This window comes from Pseudomonas sp. AC211, from assembly GCF_979258055.1.
Genome location: NZ_OZ409830.1, coordinates 2,342,265 through 2,364,015 on the forward strand (window position 1 = coordinate 2,342,265; position 21,751 = coordinate 2,364,015).

Consider the following 21,751-nt stretch of genomic DNA (forward strand, 5'->3'; position numbering starts at 1 on the left):
AACCCATGGCCATCCATGAACGAATGTCAGAACGCAGTGGGGTGACCCACCACTCAATCCCCCAGCCCCCCAATAGCCGCCGCTTTGTGTTTTGCATTAAAGTGTCACGCCATTCGCAGCCACCCCCGCGCGCCTTGTCGCCTGGCTGCGAGCCGTTGCATCTCGTCAATCCGCCAGGAAACTCTCCACGATGGAACACCGCGAAGCGCTCGTCGCCCTGCGTCAATTTCTCTCCACGCAGATTCTGGGTCAGGAAAAACTCATTGAGCGGCTGCTGATCGCCCTCCTCGCCGACGGCCATATGCTGGTGGAAGGCGCTCCCGGCCTGGCCAAGACCAAGGCGATCAAGGAACTGGCCGAAGGCATCGAGGCGGAGTTCCACCGCATTCAGTTCACCCCCGACTTGCTGCCTGCCGACATCACCGGCACGGAAATCTATCGCCCGGAAACCGGCAGCTTTGTGTTCCAGCAAGGGCCGATTTTCCACAACCTGGTGCTGGCGGACGAAATCAACCGCGCCCCGGCCAAGGTGCAGTCGGCCTTGCTGGAAGCCATGGCCGAGCGCCAGGTCGGTGTGGGGCGCAGCACCTACGATTTGTCGCCGCTGTTTCTGGTAATGGCCACGCAAAACCCGATTGAGCAGGAAGGCACCTATCCCCTGCCCGAGGCCCAGCTCGACCGCTTCCTTATGTACGTGAAAATCGGCTTCCCCGACGCCTCGGTCGAACGCAAGATTCTTCAGCAAGCCCGCGGCGAAGCCCTGAACGGCGAAACCAAACCCGAACATAAAGTCAGCCAGCAGGCGATTTTCGCCGCGCGCAAAGAAGTGCTGGGTTTGTACATGGCCGACGCCGTGGAGGAATACCTCGTGCAGTTGGTGATGGCGACGCGCACCCCGGCCAAGTTCGACCCGGAATTGGCCGAGTGGATTTCCTATGGCGCCAGCCCACGCGGTTCCATTTCCCTCGACCGCTGCGCCCGCGCCCACGCCTGGCTGGCTGGCCGCGATTTCGTGTCGCCGGAAGATATTCAGGCGGTGCTGTTCGACGTACTGCGTCACCGCATTATTTTGTCGTTCGAGGCCGAAGCGGCCGGCATTGATCAGGACCGGGTGCTGCAACGCATCCTCGATGTGGTTGCCGTGGCCTGATTGCCATGCAACCGCTTGCCGCCAGCGAACCCGGTATTCGCGTCAGCCTTGCTGAGCTGATCGAGATGCGCCACCGCATCCGCGAGGTGCAGTTGTTTTCCACGCCGGCGCGACGCAGTCCGCTGGTGGGTTTGCACCACTCCAAATTGCGTGGCCGTGGCGTCGACTTCGATCAGGTGCGCGTGTATCAGCCCGGCGATGACGTGCGCACCATCGACTGGCGCGTGACGGCCCGAACCCAGGAACCACACACCAAACTGTTCCATGAAGAACGCGAGCGGCCGATTTTTATTCTGGTGGAACAGAGCCAACGCCTGTTTTTCGGTTCAGGGCTGGCGTTTAAATCGGTACTGGCCGCGCAAGTGGCGGCGCTGATTGGCTGGGCCGCGCTGGGCCACAACGACCGCGTTGGCGGCTTGGTGTTTGGCGACAACGAGCACCACGAAATCAAACCCCGACGCAGCAAGATGAGCCTGCTGCAACTGCTCAACCGTCTGGTGCGTGCCAACCAGAACCTCAACAGTGAAATTCCCGCCGGCCGCGACACCTTTGGCCTGGCGCTGCGCCGTGCGCGCGAAGTGCTGCGCCCCGGCAGCCTGGCGGTGGTGCTGTGTGATGAGCGCGCGCTGAACGACAGCGCCGAGCAACAACTCACCCTGCTCGCTCGTCACACCGACTTATTGCTGCTGCCGTTATCCGACCCGCTGGACCACGCTCTGCCCGCCGCCGGCTTGTTGCAATTCACCGAGCGTGGCGCCCTGTTGGAACTTGACACCCATAACGCCGAACTGCGCGAGACCTATCACGCCCTCGGCGAAGCGCGGCAGGCGCGCTGGCAATTGTTGGCGCAAAAACTCGGCGTGCCGCTGTTTCCGCTCACCACCTTGAACGACCCGATTGAACAGCTGCGCGATCACTTGCAAGGGCAGCGGCCGAGGAAGAAGCAATGAATCCTCTCGACCAGTTGCAGCCTTTGATCGCCCCGCCGCCAATTTCCTGGTGGCCGCCAGCGCCGGGCTGGTGGCTGCTCGGTTTGCTGGTTCCAGTGGCGCTGTGGGGCTTGTGGCGCTTGCGCAAACGTCTGCCGCAGCGGGGCAAAAAACCGGTACCGACGTGCCGCTCGATCCCCTTCGCCTGGCGGCGTTGCAGGAACTCGGGCAATTGAAAAAACCGTATGACGGCATCAACGCCGGACCGTGGTTGCAGCAACTCAATGCCCTGCTCAAGCGCCTGTGCCGAAGCCATTACCCCAATAGCCAGAGCCACACCATGAGCGGCCGCGCCTGGTTGGCGTACCTCGACAACCGCTGCCCGGCCGCTGGTTTGACGCGCTGGATGATTCTGGTGGAAGGCGCGTATCGCCCCGAATGCAAACTCGACGACAAAGCGGTGGATGGCCTCTACCAAGCCGTCGATACCTGGATTCGCAAACATGTTTGAGTTCACCTGGCCCTGGCTGTTCGTGCTGCTGCCGCTGCCGTGGCTGTTGCGCCTGGTGTTGCCCGCCGCCGATAGCGGCGAGGCGGCGCTGAAGGTCAGTTTCCTGCCGGAGCTCGAAGGTCTGGCCGGGCGCCGCGCGCGGGCCAACTTGCCCGCGTGGCGGCAGCAAGCGCCTTTCGCCCTGCTGTGGTTGCTGTTGTTGAGTGCAGCGGCGCGGCCGGCGTGGGTCGGCGAGCCGTTGCCGGTGTCGGCCAGCGGGCGTGATCTGCTGCTGGCCGTGGATGTGTCCGGCTCCATGGACTACGCCGACATGCAGTGGAACGGCAACGACGTCAGCCGCCTGACCTTGGTAAAAATCTGCTCGGCGACTTTATTGAGGGCCGCAAAGGTGATCGCGTCGGGCTGATTTTGTTCGGCAGCCAGGCGTATTTGCAGGCACCGCTGACCTTTGACCGCCGCACCGTGCGCATCTGGCTCGACGAAGCCCTTATCGGCATCGCCGGCAAAAACACCGCCATTGGCGACGCCATCGGCCTGGCCGTAAAACGCCTGCGCCAACGGCCGGCCAATAGCCGCGTGCTGGTATTGGTCACCGACGGCGCCAGCAATGGCGGGCAGATTGATCCGATCACGGCGGCGCGGCTGGCCGTCGAGGAAAAGGTGAAGGTGTACACCATCGGCATCGGCGCCGACCCGGAGCGCGGCGCGTTCGGCATGCTCGGTCTAAACCCTGGCCTGGACTTGGACGAACCGACGCTGCATAAAATCGCCGACATGACCGGCGGCCAGTACTTCCGCGCTCGCGATAGCGACGAACTGACCCTGATCGAAGCCAGCCTCGACAAACTCGAACCCGTGGCCCAGCAACCCACCATCGCCCGCCCTGCCCTTGAGCTGTACGCCTGGCCGCTGGCGGCGGCGTTCTTGTTGAGCCTGGTGCTGGTGGTCAACGCGCTGTGGCCGCACTTGTTGCAAAGCCGTTTGCAGCGCGCATTGCCGGCCCGACCGAAATGGCGCCCGCGCATGAGGAAACGCTCATGATCGCGCTATGGCCCCATTGGCTGCGGCCGTTCTGGCTGCTGTTGCTGCCGCTGCTGCTGTGGTTGCTCTGGCAACTCTGGCACCGCCAACGCCGCGCCGGGCGGTGGCAAATGCTGCTACCGCCGGCTTTCCACGCGGTGCTGCTGAGTGGCGGTAATCGGCGGGTCAGTCGTTTGCCATGGATTGCCCTTGGCGTCGCCTGGTTGCTGTGCTTGCTGGCGTTGTTGGGCCCGAGCTGGCAGCACGTGGAACAAAGCACGCAAAAGCGCGCCGACCCACTGGTGGTGCTGCTCGACATGACGCCTTCGATGCTGGCCGGCGATGTGCAGCCCAATCGCCTGGAACACGCCAAACACAAAGTGCTCGACCTGCTGGAAGCACGTCACGACGCGCAAACCGGCATCGTGCTCTACGCCGGCAGCGCCCACACTCTGGTGCCGCTCTCGGACGACCTGGCGACCACGCGCAATCTGTTGGAGTCGCTGAAACCGGCAATCATGCCCGAGGCCGGACGCCGCGCCGACCTGGCCGTGGCCAAAGCCATGACGCTGCTGGCGCAAGGCGCCCAGGGCAACGGTCGTTTGCTGCTAATCACCTCGGCCCTGGATGATCAGGAACGCCAAGGCATTCGCCAAGCGCTGGGCAAACAAGGCAGCCGCTTGCAGATTCTGGGCATCGGCTCGGCCCAGGGCGCACCGATTGCACAGGAAGGCGGCGGCTTTTTGAAGGACGCCCAAGGCAGCATTTTGCTGCCGCGCCTGGACAGCGCCGGCCTGCGCCGTTTCGCCAACGAACTAGGCGGCAACTACCTGCGCTCGCGTCTGGACGAAACCGACCTGCGCGACCTCGGCCTGCTCGCCGACACAGAAAGCCTGCGCGACAGCGAACCCACGCAATTAGAAACCTGGGCCGACCAAGGTTATTGGCTGCTGTTGCCGCTGCTGTTGCTGGCCGCCTGCGCTGGGCGCCGCGGTTGGCTGTTCTGCTTGCCGTTGCTGCTGATGATGGGGCCGCGTCCCAGCTACGCTTTCGAGTTCGCCGACCTCTGGCTGCGCGCCGACCAACAAGGCGAGCGGCTGTTGCAACAGCACAAAGCGGCGGAAGCGGCCGACACCTTTGCCGATCCCAAATGGCAGGGACAGGCGTTGTACCAGGCAGGCGACTATGCCGGCGCCGCCAACCGTTTCGCCACCGGCGGCAGCGCCGCCGATCACTACAATCGTGGCAATGCCCTGGCCCGCAGCGGTGAGCTGGAAGCGGCGCTGGATGCCTATGACCAAGCCCTGGAGGTGCAACCCGAGTTGCCCCAGGCGCTAAAAAACAAAGCCTTGATCGAAGAACTGTTGCGCCAACAGAAGCAGCAGGAAAAAGAGCAGAAGCAGAAAGAACAACAGCAAAAGCAAAAACAAAAAGGCAAGAACCAGCAGCAAAAGCCGTCTGAGCAAAACCAGGGCGGGCCCGATTCCAACAGCAACACCGACAAGAACCAGCCGCCGCCGTCTACCCCGAACAAAACGGACGAAAAAGACGCCACGCAAAAGCCGCCACCCGATGGCCAGCAAAGCGCCCAGCAAGACCCCAACGCCAGCAAAGCCGGCCAGCAGGCCGGTGGCGACAAAGACGGTAAAGACGGCAAAAACGGAAACGCCGATAAGGCAGAGCAGCAACCAGGCGGCAAACCCCAGGCCGACGAGGGCCAACAGCAACACCTTGGTGCCGAGCAGCGCCAAGCCATGGAGCAATGGCTGCGGCAGATTCCCGACGACCCCGGCGAGCTGCTGCGACGCAAATTCTGGTACGAACAGCAACAGCGCCAAGAGCCTAGGAATTAGTTGATGACCCGTCTGTTTTGCGCCTTTTTGCTGTGCCTGCTGGCCATGCAGGCCAGCGCCGCGAACTTCACCGCCTCGGTGGACCGCACTCGCCTGAGCGAAGGTGAAACCCTGGAGCTGTCGCTCGAATCCGACGACGCCACGTTGTTCGGCAAGCCCGACCTGGCGCCGCTCGATGAAGCGTTCGACGTGCTCGGTACCCGGCAGATCAACCGCCTGACCACCATCGACGGTTCCGCCCGCGCCACCACGCGCTGGATCATCACCCTGCAACCGAAAACTGTCGGCAACGTGGTGATTCCGTCGCTCAGCCTGGGCGAGAACAAAAGCGAGCCGATCACCCTGCAAGTGATCAAAACCGAAGCCAACAGCGACGCCGAGTCTGTGGCGCCGGTGTTTATCGACGCCAGCCTCGACCAAGACACCGTGTACGTGCAGGCCCAGACCATCCTCACGTTGCGCATTTACCACTCGGTGTCGCTGTACGACGACAGCGCGCTCACGCCGCTGCAAATCCCCGACGCGCGCATCGAGTCGCTGGGTGACCCGCGCACCTATGAGAAAGAAATCAACGGCGTGCGCCACGGCGTCATCGAGCTGCGTTACGCCATCTACCCGCAGCACAGTGGCGAGCTCGATATCCCATCGCTGGTATTCAGCGCCACGGTGGCGGACCGCACTCAGAACAACAGCACTTACCAGCCATTCGGGCCGCGCCCGGGGCGGTTGATGCGGGTGAAGTCGCCGGTGATTCCCTTGCAGGTAAAAGCCAAGCCAGCTGAATACCCCGTCGACGCGCCGTGGCTGCCCGCGCGCGCCGTGGTACTGAGCGAAGCCTGGACGCCGGAGCCAGACAAAGCCCAGGTCGGCGACTCGCTGACCCGCAGCCTCACCTTAAAAGTCGACGGCCTTTCCAGCGCCCAGCTGCCGCCGTTGCCGGCCACGTCGGTGACCGGTTTGCGCCGTTACCCGGACCAGCCGCAACTGAGCAACAGCACCAATGAACGCGGCCTGATCGGCAGCCGCGAAGAACGCGAAGCCCTGGTGCCGAACCGCAGCGGGCGCATCGAGCTGCCAGCGGTGGATCTGGTGTGGTGGAACACCAAGGAAGATCGCTTGGAGCATACCAGCGTGCCGGCGCGTGCCCTGATGGTCGCCAACAACCCGACCATGGACGTGGAAGCACCGGTGAACACCGACGCCGTGTTGCCGCTGATGGAAGGCCCGGCCGTGTGGCCGTGGCAACTGGCGACGCTGATTCTGAGCCTCACCACCCTGCTCGGCTTTGGCCTGTGGTGGCGTGCGCGCCGCCAGCCAGCGGTGTCGCGCACCGCACAAACCGGCCCGAGCCCGCGCAGCTTGCTCGACGACCTCAAACGCGCGTGCCTGGCCAACGACTCCCAAGCCACTCGCCAGGCGCTCGACGCATGGGCCCGGCAACAGCCAGAAACCCTCGCCGACATGGCCGCGCGGTTTGTGCCATTGAGTGAAAGTCTGGATGGATTGAACGGCGCGTTGTACAGCGAGAGCGGCCAATATTGGCAAGGTGAACAGCTGTGGAAAGCCATCCGCGCCCTCCCCGCCGCCGAAGCTCCGGCTGCGGCGCAGGAAACGAGTCCGTTGCCGCCGTTGTATCCGCGGTGATTGGGGGTTGCAGGGATCGCGGCTGAAGCCGCTCCTACAGGTGTACCGATTTGGTTTGGATGGCTCGATCCGCTATGGGAGCGCGGTAGGCCTGGGAAAGAGCGGTTCGGAGTAAACCAGTCAATCACCGCGCCTGGATCCCGAATCGTCGGACCGCCGCGTGCGCGGGGATGACGGTGGTTTGGTTGGATCTGTCGTCTATCACGTGACCCGATAAAGACACCCGTCATTCCCGCGCAGGCGGCGGTCCGACGATTCGGAATCCAGAATTTCGAGGCGAACACCCATTTACGTCCCAAATGGGCCGGCCTTGCGTACAAAACTCCCCCACACCTTCAAATCCTAAACTGCTTAACCAACGTCCCCAACCGATCCCCCAATTCCGCCAAACTGCGCGCCGTCTGTGCACTCTGCTGGGTTTCATCGGCGACCTGATCCACCGCGCCGGCAATCTGGTGCACGCTGCGGTTGATCTCTTCGGCAACGGCCGTCTGCTCTTCCGCCGCGCTGGCGATTTGCGCGTTCATGGCGTTGATGGTGGCGATCAGTTCGGCAATGGCATCCAACGAGGCGCCGGCCTGGTTGGCTTGCTGGCTGGTGACGTCGCCCGCTTCGCTGGAGCGGCGCATGGCGGTTACGGCGTCTTCGGTGCCTTTTTGCAGGCGGTCGATCATGCCTTGAATTTCCTGGGTGCTCTGCTGCGTGCGGCTGGCCAGAGCGCGCACTTCATCGGCGACCACGGCGAACCCGCGTCCGGCTTCACCGGCACGGGCGGCTTCAATCGCAGCGTTGAGCGCCAGCAAGTTGGTCTGCTCGGCAATCGAGCGGATCACGCCGAGCACGCTGACAATCGATTGCACGTCTTGCTGCAAGCTGTCGAGCGAGGTGCCGCTGCTGCGGATATCGCCCACCAGCGCATGAATGCGGCTGATGCTGCCGTCGACAACTTTCTTCGCGGCCTGCCCTTCCTGGTCGGTTTGTTGCGCAGCCGATGCCGCGCCTTGCGCGCTCTGCGCCACTTGATGCGCCGCCGCCGACATCTCGTTAATGGCCGTGGCCACTTGATCGGTTTCGTGACGCTGGTTGGCCATGGCTTTATCGGCCCGCTGGGTTTGCGCGGACACCTCGCTCACCAGCGTGGTCAATTGCCCGGTCATTTCCACGATCTGCCGCACCAGGCCGTGAATCTTCGCAACAAAGGCGTTGAACGAGCCGGCCAGTTCGCCGAGTTCGTCTTTGCTGTTCGCCGGCAGGCGTTTGGTCAAGCCGCCATCGCCGGCGGCAATGTCGTCGAGGTTGTTTTTGATTTGCTGCAACGGGCGCAAGAAGGCATTGCCCAAGGCCAAACCGGCGATGCCGAAAATCACCAGCAGCACCAGGGCAATGACCACGATGCTGGTGACGATGGTGCTGATGCGCGCCGAAATCGAGGCCTGCACTTTAGCGACATCCGCTTCCACGCCGTCCAGGTTAATGGCGGTACCGAGGGCCATGTCCCACTTGGGCAAGTAGATGTTGTAGGCCAACTTGGGCACTAACACTTTGTCGTTGGTGGGCAGCGGCGAAGCGTAACGCAGGTAATTCGTGCCGTTCTTGCCGACGTTGTACAGCTCGCGGTTTACGTAAACGCCGTTGGGGTCTTTGCGGTCAGCCAGCACTTTGCCGACGTCCAGCGGGTTGTCGCCTCGGAACAGCCGCACAATGTTGGCGTCATGGCCGAAGAAGTAGCCATCTTTGCCGTATTTGATTTTCGAGAGGATTTTGATCGCCTCCGCCCGGCTGTCCATGTCGCCCTGGGCAGCGCCGTCGTAAAGGTTTTGCACCGAGCCAAGGGCAATTTGCATGTAGCTCTGCAGTTCTTGTTGGCGCTCGGCAATCAGGCGTTCACGGGTTTCTTTGACTTCGCCATCGGCCAGGCTTAGCAACACTTGCGTGGCCGCACCGCTGAGCACCAATGCAAACAGCAGCACCGGCACCAGGGCCAACAGCATCACTTTTGTCTTTAAACGCATGATTACTCCTTTAACTGCGCACCGTCAGGAAACGGCAATAACGAGTTATCGGCGATTCTGATTACGGCTGTAGGTGGTTTCTTAAATTCATTTCAGACTAAGTCGGCACTTTCCTCCGACTTTTTTCCATCAATCCCCTCAAACATTTCGTGCAGTGCCGATAAAAAGCGTCGGACGCGTCACAAATATCCGTTCAATATTTCAATCGGCCATGTGCATAATTCCCGCCGCCCGGCCATAACGGCTATTCGTGCGCTGTCTGTAATCACCGTTTGTCCTAAGCCTTACACGAGAATTACCCCATGCTCAGTCGCCTCTCCATCCAGTGGAAGATCACCTCTCTCGCCGGTCTATGTCTGTTGGTGATCGTTACTCTTTTGGTCGGCACGTCGCTGTATCAGTCGAAAAACACGGCGAACGTGGTCAAGGCGTCGAGCACGGCCATGCTCGAAGAGGCGGCGCAAAAGCGCATGGCGGCGCGGGGGGAAACGCAGTCGCTGCGGATTCAGCGTTATTTCATGGACGCCTATCAGTACGGCAATGGCTTTACCCGTCAGGTGAAAATGCTCTTGGCCCAGGCCAAGGCGCACAGCATTGAAGCCGGCGCCGTGCGTACCGATCTGTCTGAGCAGATGCACACCGCGTTGCAAGGCAACAGCAATTTGTTGGGCCTGTACGTGGTGTTTCTGCCCAACGCGCTGGACGGCCAGGACGCTCAGTTTGTCGACCAGGAAGCTCAAGGCAGCAACGATATCGGCCGCTTCGCGCAGTACTGGTCGCAGTCTAAAAGTGGTGAGTTGTCGCCCGAGGCGATGAAGGAAGAATTGCTCAACGACACCAGCGTAATGAGCAATGGCACGCCCTATAACTCCTGGCTGACCTGCCCGCTGCAAGGCAAAAAAGCCTGCGTGCTCGACCCGTATATCGACGAGGTCGACAAGGTTAAAACCCTGATGACCAGCATCGCCTTTCCGGTAGAAGTCGACGGCAAGGTGATTGGCGTCGTCGGGCTCGACATCAGCCTGGCGAGCCTGCAAGACATCAGCGTGAAGGCCAATAACGAGCTGTACAACGGCGAGGGCCACGTCAGCATCATCAGCCCGCTGGGACTGTTCGCCGGCCACAGCCGCGACGCTGCCATGTTGGGCAAACCCTTGAATGCCGCGTTCGGCGAGCACGGCAATGAACTCAGCCGCCTGACTGCCAGCGCCCAATCGCAGGTGCTGCACGAAGGCGACATGCTGCAAGTGCTCGAACCGCTGCAACCGATTCCCGAATCCAAACCGTGGAGCGTGTTGATCGAAGTGCCGCAGCAGGTGCTGACTGTGCCGGCGAAAAAGCTTGAGGCCGAGCTGGATCAGCGCGGCAAAACCGACAGCAGCGTGTCTCTGGGCATTGGTCTGCTGGCGGTAATTCTCGGCTTGCTGCTGATGTGGCTGACGGCGCGCGGCGTGACTCGGCCGATCCTCAATGTGGCCGCCATGCTGCAAAACATCGCCACCGGCGAAGGCGATCTGACCCGCCGCCTCGACTACGCCAAGCGCGACGAATTGGGCGAACTGGCCGGCTGGTTCAATCGCTTCCTCGACAAGTTGCAGCCCATTATCGCTGACGTGAAAAGCTCGGTGCAGGACGCGCGCGGCACGGCGGATCAATCCTCGTCCATTGCCCGTCAGACCAGTGCCGGCATGCAACAGCAGTTCCGTGAGGTGGACCAAGTGGCCACCGCCTTCCAGGAAATGAGCGCCACCGCGCAAGACGTCGCCCACAACGCCGCCCAGGCTGCCGAGGCCGCACGCAGCGCCGACGACGCCACCCGCGAAGGGCTGGGCGTGATCGACCAGACCACCAGTGCAATCGAGTTGCTGGCCAATGAAATGAACGTGGCCATGGAAGAAGTCGAAGGCCTGGCCAGCAGCAGCCAGCAAATTGGCTCCGTGCTGGAGGTGATTCGCTCGATTGCCGAACAGACCAACCTGCTCGCCCTCAACGCCGCCATTGAGGCGGCGCGCGCGGTGAATCCGGTCGAGGTTTTGCCGTGGTGGCGGATGAAGTGCGCAGCCTGGCCAAGCGCACGCAAGACTCGGTTGAAGAAATTCGCAAAGTCATCGAAGGCCTGCAAAACGGCACCCGCGAAGTGGTCAGCAGCATGGGCAGCAGCCATCGCCAGGCGCAGACCAGCGTGCAGCAAGTGGAACGCGCTGTTAGCGCCTTGCAGCGCATCAGTCAGGCGGTGGGCGTGATTACCGACATGAACCTGCAAATCGCCAGCGCCGCCGAAGAACAAAGCTCGGTGGCCGAAGAGATCAACCGCAACGTGGCTTCGATTCGCGACGTGACCGAATCGATTTCGGCGCAGGCGGATGAGTCGGCGCAGGTGAGTCAGGCGTTGAATCGCTTGGCCAACCATCAGCAGGCGTTGATGGATCAGTTCCGCGTGTAAGGGCTTTTTGTAGGAGCCAGCTCGCTGGCGAACCCTGGAAACTTAGATCTGAAATCACCTGTTCCAGGGTTCGCCAGCAAGCTGGCTCCTACAGGGCTGCGCTTTATGGCGCGATCCAATCCCCGCGAGGGCGCCTTGGCCCTTGCCGCTCTGACTGCGCCCCGCTAGCCTGCGCTCTCTCTTTCGCCAAGGATTTGCAGATGCTTAATTACGCCATCGTCGCCGGCTCCAGCCGCAACAACAGCCAGTCCGCCAAGGTGGCGCATTTCGTTCAGCAGCGTTTGATCGAGCTGAACCTGACCAGCGCCGAAAACAGTTCGGTGATCGACCTGGGCACCGGTGCCCTGCCCCTCTGGCCTGCCGAAGATACCGGCCCCTGGGCGCAATACGCCGAGCAGCTGACAGCGGCCGACGCGGTGATTGTGGTGGTGCCGGAGTGGAACGGCATGGCCTGCCCGGCGATCAAGAATTTCTTTATCTACACCAGCAAGGCCGAACTGGCGCACAAGCCGGGGCTGTTGGTGGGCGTTTCGGCGGCCGTGGGCGGGCCTTATGTCATCAGCGAAATGCGCGCGTCGAGCTACAAGAACTGCCGCGTGAATTACCTGCCGGAACACATTTTGGTTCGCCATTGCGGCGGCGTGCTGAATGGGCCAGAAGCGGCTGGCGAAGATGATCAACGCCTGCGGGCCCGCATTGATTATGCGTTGGATATTTTGGCTAAGTATGGCGAGGCGCTGAAGCCGGTGCGGGCGGCGATTGATATGAGCAATCCGGGGTTTGCGAACGGGATGTGATGGGCCTGGAAGCGCATCGCGGCTGACCGGAGCGCGGAACCGGGCGTGGCTTCAGGTTCGTGCCCGCCGCAACATTCTGGATCCCCGCGTGCGCGAGGATGACGCGCATTCAAAACCTCCGTCATCCTCGCGCGGGGACGGCGGGCATCTTGGGCAAACCTCCGTCATCCGCGCGCAGGGACGGCGGGGATTTTGGGAAAAAACCTCCGTCATCCTCGCGCACGCGGGGATCCAGAGTTTTGGATGAGACGAGTATTTGTGCACGCCACAAAATTCTGGATCCCGAATCGTCGGACCGCCGCCTTCGCGAGGATGACGGGGGTCTTGGGCAAAACCTCCGTCACCCTCGCGCGGGGACGGCGGGCATCTTGGGAAAAACCTCCGTCATCCTCGCGCACGCGGGGATCCGACGGTTCGGGATCCAGAGTTTTGGATGAGACGAGTATTTGCGCTTGCCACAACATTCTGGACCGCCGCATTCGCGGGGATGACGGGAGGCTTGGGCGAAACCTTCGTCATCCTGGCGCGGGGACGGCGGGTGCTTGCGCACTATCATCGAAAAGCATCGCGGCTAAAGCCGCTCCCACAGACAGCGAACAACCTGCTCCGGTAAGCCGCGGTTCCTGAAAAGGCATCACGCCCCTGGCAGAAAAACACCCACCCGCAGCCCACCCAGCGGGCTGTCCAGCATCTCGATGCGCCCACCCCACGCTTCGACAATATCGCGCACGATGCCCAATCCCAGCCCGTGCCCTTGCACCTGTTCATCCAGCCGGGTGCCCCGTTCCAGTACTTCCACGCGGCGCACGTGTTCAATGCCCGGTCCGTCATCGTCGACCCACAGGTGGTACCCGCCCGCCTCTTCTTGAACGGTCAGGCTTACGGCCGAGTCGGCCCATTTGCAGGCGTTGTCGAGTAGGTTGCCGAGCACTTCGAGCAGGTCTTCACGGTCCAGCGGCAAACGTAAACCCGGTGCGGCGTTCCAGGTCAGTTCGAGACCTCGGTTGTGAATCATGCCAAGGGTGCTGAACAGCCCCGGCAGCTCTTCGTCGCACACGAACTGCGCGCCGGGCAACGCTTCGCCGGCCAATCGCGCCCGGCCCAGTTCGCGGCTCAGGCGTTGTTCGATCTGTTGCAGCTGTTCGCGCAGGGTGGCCTGAATGGCGGGATAGGCTTTTAATTCGTCGCGCTCGGCCAGGCTGATCAGCACGGCCAGCGGGGTTTTCAAGGCGTGACCGAGATTGCCCAGGGCATTGCGCGAGCGCAGCAGGTGGTCTTCGGTGTGGGCTAGCAGGTGGTTGATTTGTGTCACCAGCGGTTCCAGTTCCAGCGGCACTTCGCTGTCCAGCGCAGTGCGTTGGCCCTGTTGCAGTTGCTGCAATTGCTGACGCACGCGTTCCAGTGGACGCAAGGCGTTGCGCACGGTCAGGCGTTGCAGCAGCAGAATAATCAGCAGCGCGCCGGCGCCGACCGCCAGGCCAACGTATTGCACGCGACGAAAGCTGGCGAGTACGGGGCTGTAGTCTTGCGCCACGGTGATGGACATCTGCTGCCCGTAGCGACGGTAGTCGGCGCGGTAGGTCAGCAACAGTTGCTCATTCGGGCCATCGGCCAGATCGGTTTGCAGACCGGGCTGCGTGGCCGGGGTCAGCTCAAAATCCCACAGCGAGCGGGAGCGCCACGGGGCCGGCGTTCCGTCGGCGAAGTCGATGCGGAAATAGCGCCCGGAAAACGGTTGCTGGTAGGTAGCCTGCACGCGCTGGTCGCTGAGCTGCAAACCGCTCGGCCCGCGCACAGTGGCGATCAGCAAACTCTCGGCCTGCTGGCGTAAGCCGTCTTCCAGATAACGCCGTAGGCCAAGGTCCAGCAACCAAATGCTGGTTTGCGCCAGCACCAGGCCAACCACCAGCAACACACTGACCAGGCCGACGCTCAGCCGGCGCTGAATCGACTTCACGCGCCCAACCCGGCGAAGCGATAGCCCTGGCCGCGTCGGGTTTCGATCACTTCACGGCCCAGCTTGCGGCGCAGGTGGTTGACGTGCACTTCCAGCACGTTGGAGTCGCGCTCGGTTTCGCCGTCGTACAGGTGTTCGGCCAGGTGGGTTTTGGACAGCAGTTGCTGCGGGTGCAGCATGAAGTAACGCAGCAGGCGGAATTCAGCGGCGGTCAGTTGAATATCGCCGCCGTTGAGGTTTACGCATTGGCGCGTTTCGTCCAGCTGCAAGCCGGCGGCTTCCAGGTGCGGCTGATTCGCCAACCCTTTAGAGCGGCGCAGCAAGGCCTGAATGCGCAGTTGCAGTTCTTCGGGGTGGAAAGGTTTGGTCAGGTAGTCATCGGCGCCGGCTTGAGACCGTCAATACGTTCGGCCCAGGAGCCGCGTGCGGTCAGAATCAGTACCGGCGTTGCCAGCCCACCGGCGCGCCATTCGCGCAGTACGTCGAGGCCCGGTTTGCCGGGTAGGCCGAGGTCGAGAATGATCAAATCGTACGGTTCGGTGGCGCCCTGGTGCGCGGCGTCGCGCCCGTCGGCCAGCCAATCCACGGCATAGCCTTGGGCACCCAGACTGACGAGCAATTCGTCCGCCAACGGCACGTGGTCTTCCACCAACAACAAACGCATCAGTCGTCTTCCTTGTCCTTGAGGATGCGCCCGTCGCGCACGTCGATTTCCAACTCGCGAACCACGCCGTCGGTGGTCAGTAGCTCAATTTCGTAGACCAACACGTCATCCTCTTCCTCTAGTTCAGCCTCTAACAACTTCGCCCCGGGGTGACGCTCCAGGGCGGGTTTTAGCAGCTGTTCCAAAGGCGGGATGCGGCCTTCCTGCCGCAGGCGCAGCACCTCGTCTTGGTCCAGGTCACGGGCGTGCACGGCGACGCTCAGGGTGAGCACGGCCAGGACCAGGGCGACGATGCCGCAGTAACGCATCAGCCATTTGCTAACGGGTTTGCTCATTACTTGTCTTGATGGTCTTTCAGGATCTGGCCGTTGGTAGCGTCAAGCTCCAGATCCCACTCCAGGCCCTGAGCGTCACGCAGTTCAACCTGGTAGATGTAGCGGCCGTGTTCTTCTTCCAACTCGGTGCCTTTCACAGTTGCGCCGGGGTGTTTGGCCAGGGCCGCTTCGTTAAGTTTCTCGAACGACTGAACGGTGCCGGCATCACGCAGTTTCATGGCTTCGTCCGGACCCAGGTCACGGGCTTGGGCCATACCGGCGGTGGCAGTCAGGGCAGCAACAGCAAACAGGGCAGTGAACTTATTCATGGGGTCAGTCCTTTTCTTCAGTTAGTCATGTGTTTCGACGGGATCACCTTATCGCCCGCCGCTTAACTGAAGCTTAAATTCCTTAAGGTTGAGAAAATCCAGCTGCTCAGGGCTTGGAGGCAATGGCTTTGGCTAGCGCGGCTTGCAGCTCGGGGTCGTCCGGCTTGGTCATGCTGGAAAAGCTCGCCACCACGTTGCCCTGGCGGTCGACCACGTATTTGTAGAAGTTCCAGCGCGGCGCACTGCTCTGCGCGGCCAGCTCTTTGAACAGGGGAATGGCTTGGTCGCCGCGCACGTGCTGCGGCTCGACCATGGCGAAGGTCACGCCGTAATTGACGTAGCAAACCTTGGCGGTTTCAGCGAGGTCGGCGTCTTCCTGATTGAAGTCGTCGGAGGGCACGCCGAGCACTTCCAGGCCCTGCTCTTTGTGGCTTTTGTACAGCGCCTCAAGGCCTTTGAATTGCGGCGCAAAACCGCAATGGCTGGCGGTGTTGACCACCAGCAGCGGCTTGCCGGCGAACTGGTCGCAGAGGTTGAGTTGTTCTTTGTTTTTGTCGCGCAGCTTGGGCAGTTCGCCTTGCAGCAATGGCGGGCAACTGGCCGCCAGCACCGGCAGCGAGAACAGCGACAAAACGAGGGCAGAGTAGAACGATGCGACGCAGGCTCATGGTGGTGGCGCTCAGGGTCGATGGCAGTGCAGCCACGCTACCCGTCAAGCGCCGGGCCGTCAAAGGCAACTGCCCATGCCCAGTTGCAGCAACGCCAGACCGCCACGTTGCCAGCCCCACCACACCAGGGCGAGCAACCCGGCCGCTGCGGCGACGCTTAACGCTACCGTGAACGAACGGCTCATGCCGCCGCCATACGCAGGCGTTCAACCGGCTGTTCGCGCACCGGCCAATTGAGCGCGGCGGCGACCAGGCTGAGGGCGATGGAAATTTGCCAAACCAGGTCGTAGCTGCCCGTGCGGTCGTACAGATAGCCGCCCATCCAGCCGCCAAGAAACGCGCCCAGTTGATGGAACAAGAAGACGATGCCGCCGAGCATCGACAGGTTGCGCACGCCAAACAACGTGGCCACGGTGCCGTTGGTAAGCGGCACGGTCGAGAGCCAGAAAATGCCCATCAGCACGCCAAAGGTGTACGCGGTAAACGTCGACACCGGCACGCTGATAAACCACACCAGCACCACCGCACGCGCCAGGTATAACCCCACCAGCAGGCGCGGCTTGGACATGCGCCCGCCCAGCCAGCCGGCGAAGTAGGTGCCGAAAATATTGAACAAGGCCCACCAGTGCCAACACCGTGGTGCCGACGGCGGCGGGCAAATGCTGATCCACCAGATACGCCGGCAAATGCACGCCGATAAACACCACCTGAAACCCGCAGACAAAAAAGCCCAACGCCAGCAGCCAGAAGCCTTTGTGCGCTGCGGCTTCACGCAACGCCGCGCCGAGGGTTTGGTCGTGGCCCGACACCGGCAGCGGTTTGTCTTTAAGCATGGCCACCAGCGGCACGATCAGCGCGGCCAGGGCACCGAGGGCGACCAGGGCCAGCGACCAGCCCAGCCAACTGAGCAAGCCAACGTGCCGGGCAACATGGCGAACTGACCGAACGAGCCGGCGGCCGCCGCGATGCCCATGGCCATGCTGCGTTTCTCCGCCGGCACCGCGCGGCCGACTACGCCGAGCACCACCGAGAACGTGGTGCCCGACAAGCCCAACCCGATCAGCAAACCGGCGCTCAGCGACAGCGACCACACCGAGTCCGCCGAGGCCATCAGCACCAAACCCAGGGCATAAAGAATGCCGCCAACCACCATCACCCGCGCCGCGCCGTAGCGGGTCAGCCAAGGCGCCGGCAAACGGCTGCGACAAACCCCACAGCAGGTTTTGCAGGGCGATGGCGAAGGCAAACACCTCGCGGACCCAGCCAAACTCGGCGCTCATCGGCGCCAGAAACAGGCCGAAGCCATGGCGAATGCCCATCGACAGCGCCAGGATCAGCGCCGCCCCCAAAAGCACCCATGTCGTTGCACGCCTCGCTGTCATCGCCCTGCTCCGCTGCACTGCATCAATCGATGGTTTCCAGGTCGTCCAGCAACAGCCAGAGCGCCTCACGTTTTTCTGCACCGAGGCGCAGCGCCACTTGCGCTTGCGCGTCTTTTCCAAGCCTGCGCGGCCTGTTCAAAGCGGCTGGTGCCTTGCGCTGACAATTGCACCTTGCGGCTACGCAAATCACTGCCCTCGCCCATCTGCACCAAGCCTTCGCCCTCCAATACCTTGAGATTGCGACCCAAGGTGCTGCGGTCCAGGCCCATGGCTTCCGCCAATTCGGAGATGCTCGGTTGCTCGAGCCGCTGGAGGTGGCTGAGCAGCGAATATTGCGCCACGTTTAAGCCGAGCGGCTGCAGGGCGTCGTCATAGAGACGGCTGACACTGCGGGCGGCTCGGCGGAGTTTGGTGCAGAGGCAATGGGTGGTTAGCATGGATGCGTGTATATACCCGTGTTTGCGTGGGCGTCAAATGGAAAAAGCGATTTTTGGGGTGGTTGTTTCGAGTGGGCATGGGGGAAACGTGGACGGGGTTTACGATAGGTGCCTGACGAAAGACTCTGGATTCCCGCCTTCGCGGGAATGACGGATGTTTTTGTCGCGAACATCGTCATTCCCGCGAAGGCGGCGGTCCGACGATTCGGAATCCAGAGTGCTGGATGTGTCGGGGTTATCCGTACCGGAACTCCGAGTCGGAGGACGGCCGCCGGCGCGAGGATGACGGTGGTTGTAATCAAGACACCCCGTCATCCTCGCGAACGCGGCGGTCCGACGATTCGGGATCCAAAATCTCGGATGTGTCGACGTTATCTGTACGACGCAAAAGCCTGGATCCCGCGCATGCGCGAGGATGACGGTGGTTTTTGCAAAGACATCCGTCATTCCCGCGCAGGCGGCGGTCCGACGATTCGGAATCCAGAATCTCGGATGTGTCGACGTTATGTGCACGACGCAATAGCCTGGATCCCCGCGTGCGCGAGGATGACGGTGTTTTTGTATAGACGGTCGTATTTTCCGCGAAAGCGGCATTTCGACGATGCGCGCACTCAGGCTAGCGCCCTAAACCGCCAACACCACCAACACCACCAACACCAAACACCTCCACCAACTCCACCATCGCCCCCGCCGTATCCCCTGTCGTGCCGCCCAACCGCGCCACCATCCGCCCCGCAACCAGGCGAACAGCAGCAGCCCGCTCACCAACGCCAACAACCCGGCCCAGCCAAACATAAGCATGGCCAGCGCATGTGCGCCCAGCAACCACGGCAACGCCGAGCGCGGCAGGTGCTCCGCCAGCGCCTGCCCCAAGCCACCACTTCGCACATACGGCGTGGTCATAAACAGCAGCGGCAACAAACCGCGCGCCAGCCACGGGGCCAGCAGCAACGCGCTCCACTGGAAATGTTCTAGCAAGGCCACCAGCGCCGCAAATTTCAGCAGCAACACCACCACCAGCGTGACCACGGCAATCGGCCCGCTGCGCGGGTCTTTCATGATGGTCAGGGTGCGTTCGCGGTCGCCGAAGCCGCCGAGCCAGCCGTCGGCGCTATCGGCGAGGCCGTCCAGGTGCAAGGCGCCGCTCAGCGCCACCCAGGCGGCCAGCAGCAGCGCGGCGCGAAGCAGGGTTGGCGTGTCGGCCAACAGCGCGTTCAGGCCGAACAGCAGCAGGCCAATGAGCAGACCGACCACGGGGTACCACAGCAGCGAACGCCCCATCTCCTGCGCGCTCGGCATGCCCGCCAAGCGCACGGGCAAGCTGGTCAGAAATTGCACGGCAATCAGCAGCGGCAGCATCAGACCTCCGACAGCACGCAGGGCGATTGCACGATCAACTGGTGCAGCCCACCGTGCAAAACTTCTACTTGCAGCAATTGCTCGCGCGGCAGACCGCGGGCCTGGGCGAGCAGCAAGCGCATCACCCCGCCGTGGCTGATTAACAGCACGCGCTTCCCGCCTTGTTCGGCCGCGATGCGCTCGATAGCGCCGAGCACCCGAGTGGCGAACTCAAGCACCGGCTCGCCGTCGGGCGGCGTAAAGGCATAGGGATCCGTCCAGAATTGGCCCAGTTCGGCCTCATGCTCGGCCATCAGCGCCAGCGCCGTTTGCCCTTCCCAGGCGCCGAAATGCAGCTCGCGGATGTCGCGTTCCAACTGCAGCGGCACGCCACGCTCAGCGGCAAGCTGGTGGGCGAATGCTGCGCAACGTTGCAGCGGCGAGCTAATGATCAGGTCCCACAGGCCCGCTTCGGCCACGGCGGCGTGCATTTGCGTCCAGCCTTCATCGGTGAGCGCATCGTCGATGCTGCCGCGAAAGCCACCGGCCAGCTCGGTGGCGCCATGGCGCAACAGACTCAGGTGCAGGGTCATGCCGGGCGATCTGTCACGGCGGCTTCGGCAAACGTGGCCATGTCGCCGTGCAGGCAGCAGGCCATTTGCAGCAGCGGCACGGCCAGCGCCGCGCCACTGCCCTCGCCCAGGCGCAGGCCCAGTTGCAGCAGGGGTTGCGCCTCCAGGGCTGCCAACACGGCGTGATGACCAGGCTCGGCGCCCTCGTGAGCGAACAACAACCACTGCCGGCAATCGGCGTTCAAGCGCACGGCGATCAGGGCCGCGACGGTGCAAATAAACCCGTCCACCAATACCGTCACGCCCTCTTGCGCGCAGGCGACATACGCACCCACCAGCGCGGCAATCTCGAAACCGCCCAGGTGTTGCAGCACGGCGAGCGGGTCGTTGAGGTGGGCGCGGTGCAGGGCCAAGGCGGTTTCGATCACGTTCACTTTATGGGCGACACCGGCCGGGTCCAGGCCCGTGCCAGGACCGACCATCAACCGCACCGGGCAGTCGAGCAGCGCACTGGCCATGGCGCTGGCAGCGGTGGTGTTGCCAATGCCCATTTCGCCGCCGATGTACAGTTGCGCGCCGCCGGCCTTGGCTCGGCGAACACTGTCACGCCCGGCTTCGAGGGCGATGTACAGCTGAGTGGGCGTCATCGCCGGGCCTTGGGCGAAGTTGAACGTGCCGGCGCCCAGGTTGAGGTGGCGCACGTTCGGGATGGCCTCCAGCGGCGTGGCGGTGCCCAGGTCGATCACTTCCAGCGCAGCGTCCAGATAACGCGCCAACACGCTAATGGCTGCGCCGCCGCCGGTAAAGTTGCGCAGCATCTGACCCGTCACGGCTTGCGGGTAGGCCGACACACCTTCGGCGACCACGCCATGGTCGCCGGCAAAAACGGCAATCCATAGGCTATCGATCACCGGCCGCTCGCAGCCTTGCATGGCCGCCAGGTCAATTGCCGTCTGCTCCAGCACCGCCAGCGAGCCGGCCGGTTTCGTCAGCACTTGCTGGCGTGCCGTGGCTTTGCTTTTGGCCACGGTATCCAATGGCTGACACGGTGCAGCCCACCACGACAAGCTCATAACGGCACTCCTTTAAGAATCATGGGTAGGCCCGCGACGGTGAAAATCACCCGCTGGCAGCGTTCAGCCAGGGCTTGATGCAGCCAGCCCGCTTCGTCGACATAGCGGCGTGTCAGCTCGCCCATCGGCACCACGCCCAGGCCGGTTTCGTTGCTCACCAGTAGCAGGCGCCCCGGCAGCGCCGGTAGGCACTGGAGTAACGCGTCGCGCTCGGCCGCCAGGCGCTGGGGATCGTCGAGCATCAACAGGTTGGTGAGCCAGAGCGTCAGGCAGTCCACCAGCAGACAGCGATCCGGCGCCAGCATGGCTTTGCAACACGTGCGCCAGGCGCAGCGGCTCTTCGACCAAGCCCCACGCGGCCGGACGGCGCTCGCGGTGTTGGCGGATGCGCGCGCTCATTTCGCCGTCGCCGGCCTGGGAGGTGGCGATATAGGTGACGGGCCAGGTGCTTTCGCTGGCCAGGCGTTCGGCGAGTCGGCTCTTGCCGGAGCGGGCGCCGCCGAGGATGAGTTCATGCATGGTCAGTGTCCAAAGTTGTCACCGCCCCTGTAGGAGCGGCTTTAGCCGCGATGTTTTTGATCGCAAGAGCATCGCGGCTAAAGCCGCTCCCACAGAGTGCGTGGAATACCGCGCGAGTTGCTTGGTTTCCGGTGCTCGC

At 62.7% G+C, this 21,751-nt stretch carries 13 protein-coding genes and 10 pseudogenes; 9 read left to right on the forward strand and 14 right to left on the reverse strand.

Annotated features, from left to right (window positions below):
• Nucleotides 1-190: 190 nt before the first annotated feature.
• The 6 genes and pseudogenes from ACZZZP_RS11085 to ACZZZP_RS11110 all read left to right on the forward strand — a co-directional run bounded on the left by ACZZZP_RS11085 (nt 191) and on the right by ACZZZP_RS11110 (nt 7,107).
• Entirely contained in the window at nt 191-1,150 is a 960-nt protein-coding gene (locus ACZZZP_RS11085; RefSeq protein WP_463536520.1) for an AAA family ATPase, read from the forward strand.
• A 5-nt stretch (nt 1,151-1,155) separates the two neighbouring features.
• Nucleotides 1,156-2,100 carry a DUF58 domain-containing protein gene (locus ACZZZP_RS11090; RefSeq protein WP_463382742.1) on the forward strand — a complete coding sequence of 315 codons (945 nt, stop codon included), beginning with the start codon at nt 1,156-1,158 and terminating at the stop codon, nt 2,098-2,100.
• Nucleotides 2,097-2,590, forward strand: a pseudogene (locus ACZZZP_RS11095) (DUF4381 domain-containing protein). Before ACZZZP_RS11090 ends, ACZZZP_RS11095 begins: the two are co-directional and overlap by 4 nt.
• Nucleotides 2,583-3,631 (forward strand): annotated as a pseudogene (locus tag ACZZZP_RS11100) (vWA domain-containing protein). Before ACZZZP_RS11095 ends, ACZZZP_RS11100 begins: the two co-directional pseudogenes overlap by 8 nt.
• A complete protein-coding gene (locus tag ACZZZP_RS11105; RefSeq protein ID WP_463382744.1) occupies nt 3,628-5,463 on the forward strand; it encodes a VWA domain-containing protein in 1,836 nt (611 codons plus the stop codon). The pseudogene ACZZZP_RS11100 and the gene ACZZZP_RS11105 overlap by 4 nt, the downstream one beginning before the upstream one ends.
• Nucleotides 5,464-5,466: 3 nt before the next feature.
• A complete protein-coding gene (locus tag ACZZZP_RS11110) occupies nt 5,467-7,107 on the forward strand; it encodes a BatD family protein (RefSeq protein ID WP_463382745.1) in 1,641 nt (546 codons plus the stop codon).
• Between the two features lie 335 nt (nt 7,108-7,442).
• On the opposite strand, the gene ACZZZP_RS11115 is transcribed toward ACZZZP_RS11110, so the two are convergent.
• Both ACZZZP_RS11115 and ACZZZP_RS11120 read right to left on the reverse strand, forming a co-directional pair.
• Nucleotides 7,443-8,264 carry a methyl-accepting chemotaxis protein gene (locus tag ACZZZP_RS11115; protein ID WP_463384697.1) on the reverse strand — a complete coding sequence of 274 codons (822 nt, stop codon included), beginning with the start codon at nt 8,262-8,264 and terminating at the stop codon, nt 7,443-7,445.
• 36 nt (nt 8,265-8,300) lie between these two features.
• A pseudogene (locus tag ACZZZP_RS11120) lies at nt 8,301-9,119 on the reverse strand (cache domain-containing protein); the annotation flags it as partial.
• Nucleotides 9,120-9,751: 632 nt separating this feature from the next.
• Here ACZZZP_RS11120 and ACZZZP_RS11125 point away from each other — a divergent pair.
• From ACZZZP_RS11125 to ACZZZP_RS11135, 3 genes and pseudogenes are all read left to right on the forward strand, one after another.
• Nucleotides 9,752-10,657 (forward strand): annotated as a pseudogene (locus tag ACZZZP_RS11125) (PDC sensor domain-containing protein); the annotation flags it as partial.
• Nucleotides 10,658-11,050: 393 nt separating this feature from the next.
• Nucleotides 11,051-11,562 (forward strand): annotated as a pseudogene (locus tag ACZZZP_RS11130) (methyl-accepting chemotaxis protein); the annotation flags it as partial.
• Nucleotides 11,563-11,762: 200 nt separating this feature from the next.
• The gene (locus ACZZZP_RS11135; RefSeq protein ID WP_463382747.1) at nt 11,763-12,359 is read left to right on the forward strand and encodes an NADPH-dependent FMN reductase; all 597 of its coding nucleotides are present in this window, start codon (nt 11,763-11,765) and stop codon (nt 12,357-12,359) included.
• A gap of 634 nt (nt 12,360-12,993) precedes the next feature.
• Here ACZZZP_RS11135 and ACZZZP_RS11140 read toward each other — a convergent pair.
• From ACZZZP_RS11140 to cobU, 12 genes and pseudogenes are all read right to left on the reverse strand, one after another.
• Nucleotides 12,994-14,316 carry an ATP-binding protein gene (locus tag ACZZZP_RS11140; protein WP_463382748.1) on the reverse strand — a complete coding sequence of 441 codons (1,323 nt, stop codon included), beginning with the start codon at nt 14,314-14,316 and terminating at the stop codon, nt 12,994-12,996.
• A pseudogene (locus ACZZZP_RS11145) lies at nt 14,313-14,980 on the reverse strand (response regulator transcription factor). The gene ACZZZP_RS11140 and the pseudogene ACZZZP_RS11145 overlap by 4 nt, the downstream one beginning before the upstream one ends.
• On the reverse strand, nt 14,980-15,315 hold the full coding sequence (locus ACZZZP_RS11150) for a PepSY domain-containing protein (RefSeq protein ID WP_241000607.1): 336 nt from the start codon (nt 15,313-15,315) through the stop codon (nt 14,980-14,982). The pseudogene ACZZZP_RS11145 and the gene ACZZZP_RS11150 overlap by 1 nt, the downstream one beginning before the upstream one ends.
• Entirely contained in the window at nt 15,315-15,623 is a 309-nt protein-coding gene (locus ACZZZP_RS11155) for a PepSY domain-containing protein (protein WP_122496016.1), read from the reverse strand. The genes ACZZZP_RS11150 and ACZZZP_RS11155 overlap by 1 nt, the downstream gene beginning before the upstream one ends.
• Nucleotides 15,624-15,729: 106 nt before the next feature.
• Complete coding sequence (locus ACZZZP_RS11160) at nt 15,730-16,254, reverse strand: glutathione peroxidase (RefSeq protein ID WP_463536521.1); 525 nt, start codon at nt 16,252-16,254, stop codon at nt 15,730-15,732.
• 96 nt (nt 16,255-16,350) lie between these two features.
• Complete coding sequence (locus tag ACZZZP_RS11165) at nt 16,351-16,476, reverse strand: hypothetical protein (protein ID WP_277342756.1); 126 nt, start codon at nt 16,474-16,476, stop codon at nt 16,351-16,353.
• Nucleotides 16,473-17,673, reverse strand: a pseudogene (locus ACZZZP_RS11170) (MFS transporter). Before ACZZZP_RS11170 ends, ACZZZP_RS11165 begins: the two are co-directional and overlap by 4 nt.
• A 22-nt stretch (nt 17,674-17,695) precedes the next feature.
• Nucleotides 17,696-18,110: pseudogene (locus tag ACZZZP_RS11175) on the reverse strand (MarR family winged helix-turn-helix transcriptional regulator).
• Nucleotides 18,111-18,726: 616 nt separating this feature from the next.
• Nucleotides 18,727-19,469, reverse strand: a pseudogene (locus ACZZZP_RS11180) (adenosylcobinamide-GDP ribazoletransferase).
• Nucleotides 19,469-20,041 carry an alpha-ribazole phosphatase family protein gene (cobC, locus tag ACZZZP_RS11185; protein WP_463536522.1) on the reverse strand — a complete coding sequence of 191 codons (573 nt, stop codon included), beginning with the start codon at nt 20,039-20,041 and terminating at the stop codon, nt 19,469-19,471. The pseudogene ACZZZP_RS11180 and the gene cobC overlap by 1 nt, the downstream one beginning before the upstream one ends.
• Complete coding sequence (gene cobT / locus ACZZZP_RS11190; protein WP_463382754.1) at nt 20,038-21,093, reverse strand: nicotinate-nucleotide--dimethylbenzimidazole phosphoribosyltransferase; 1,056 nt, start codon at nt 21,091-21,093, stop codon at nt 20,038-20,040. Before cobT ends, cobC begins: the two co-directional genes overlap by 4 nt.
• Nucleotides 21,090-21,612 (reverse strand): annotated as a pseudogene (gene cobU / locus ACZZZP_RS11195) (bifunctional adenosylcobinamide kinase/adenosylcobinamide-phosphate guanylyltransferase). The gene cobT and the pseudogene cobU overlap by 4 nt, the downstream one beginning before the upstream one ends.
• Nucleotides 21,613-21,751: the final 139 nt, after the last annotated feature.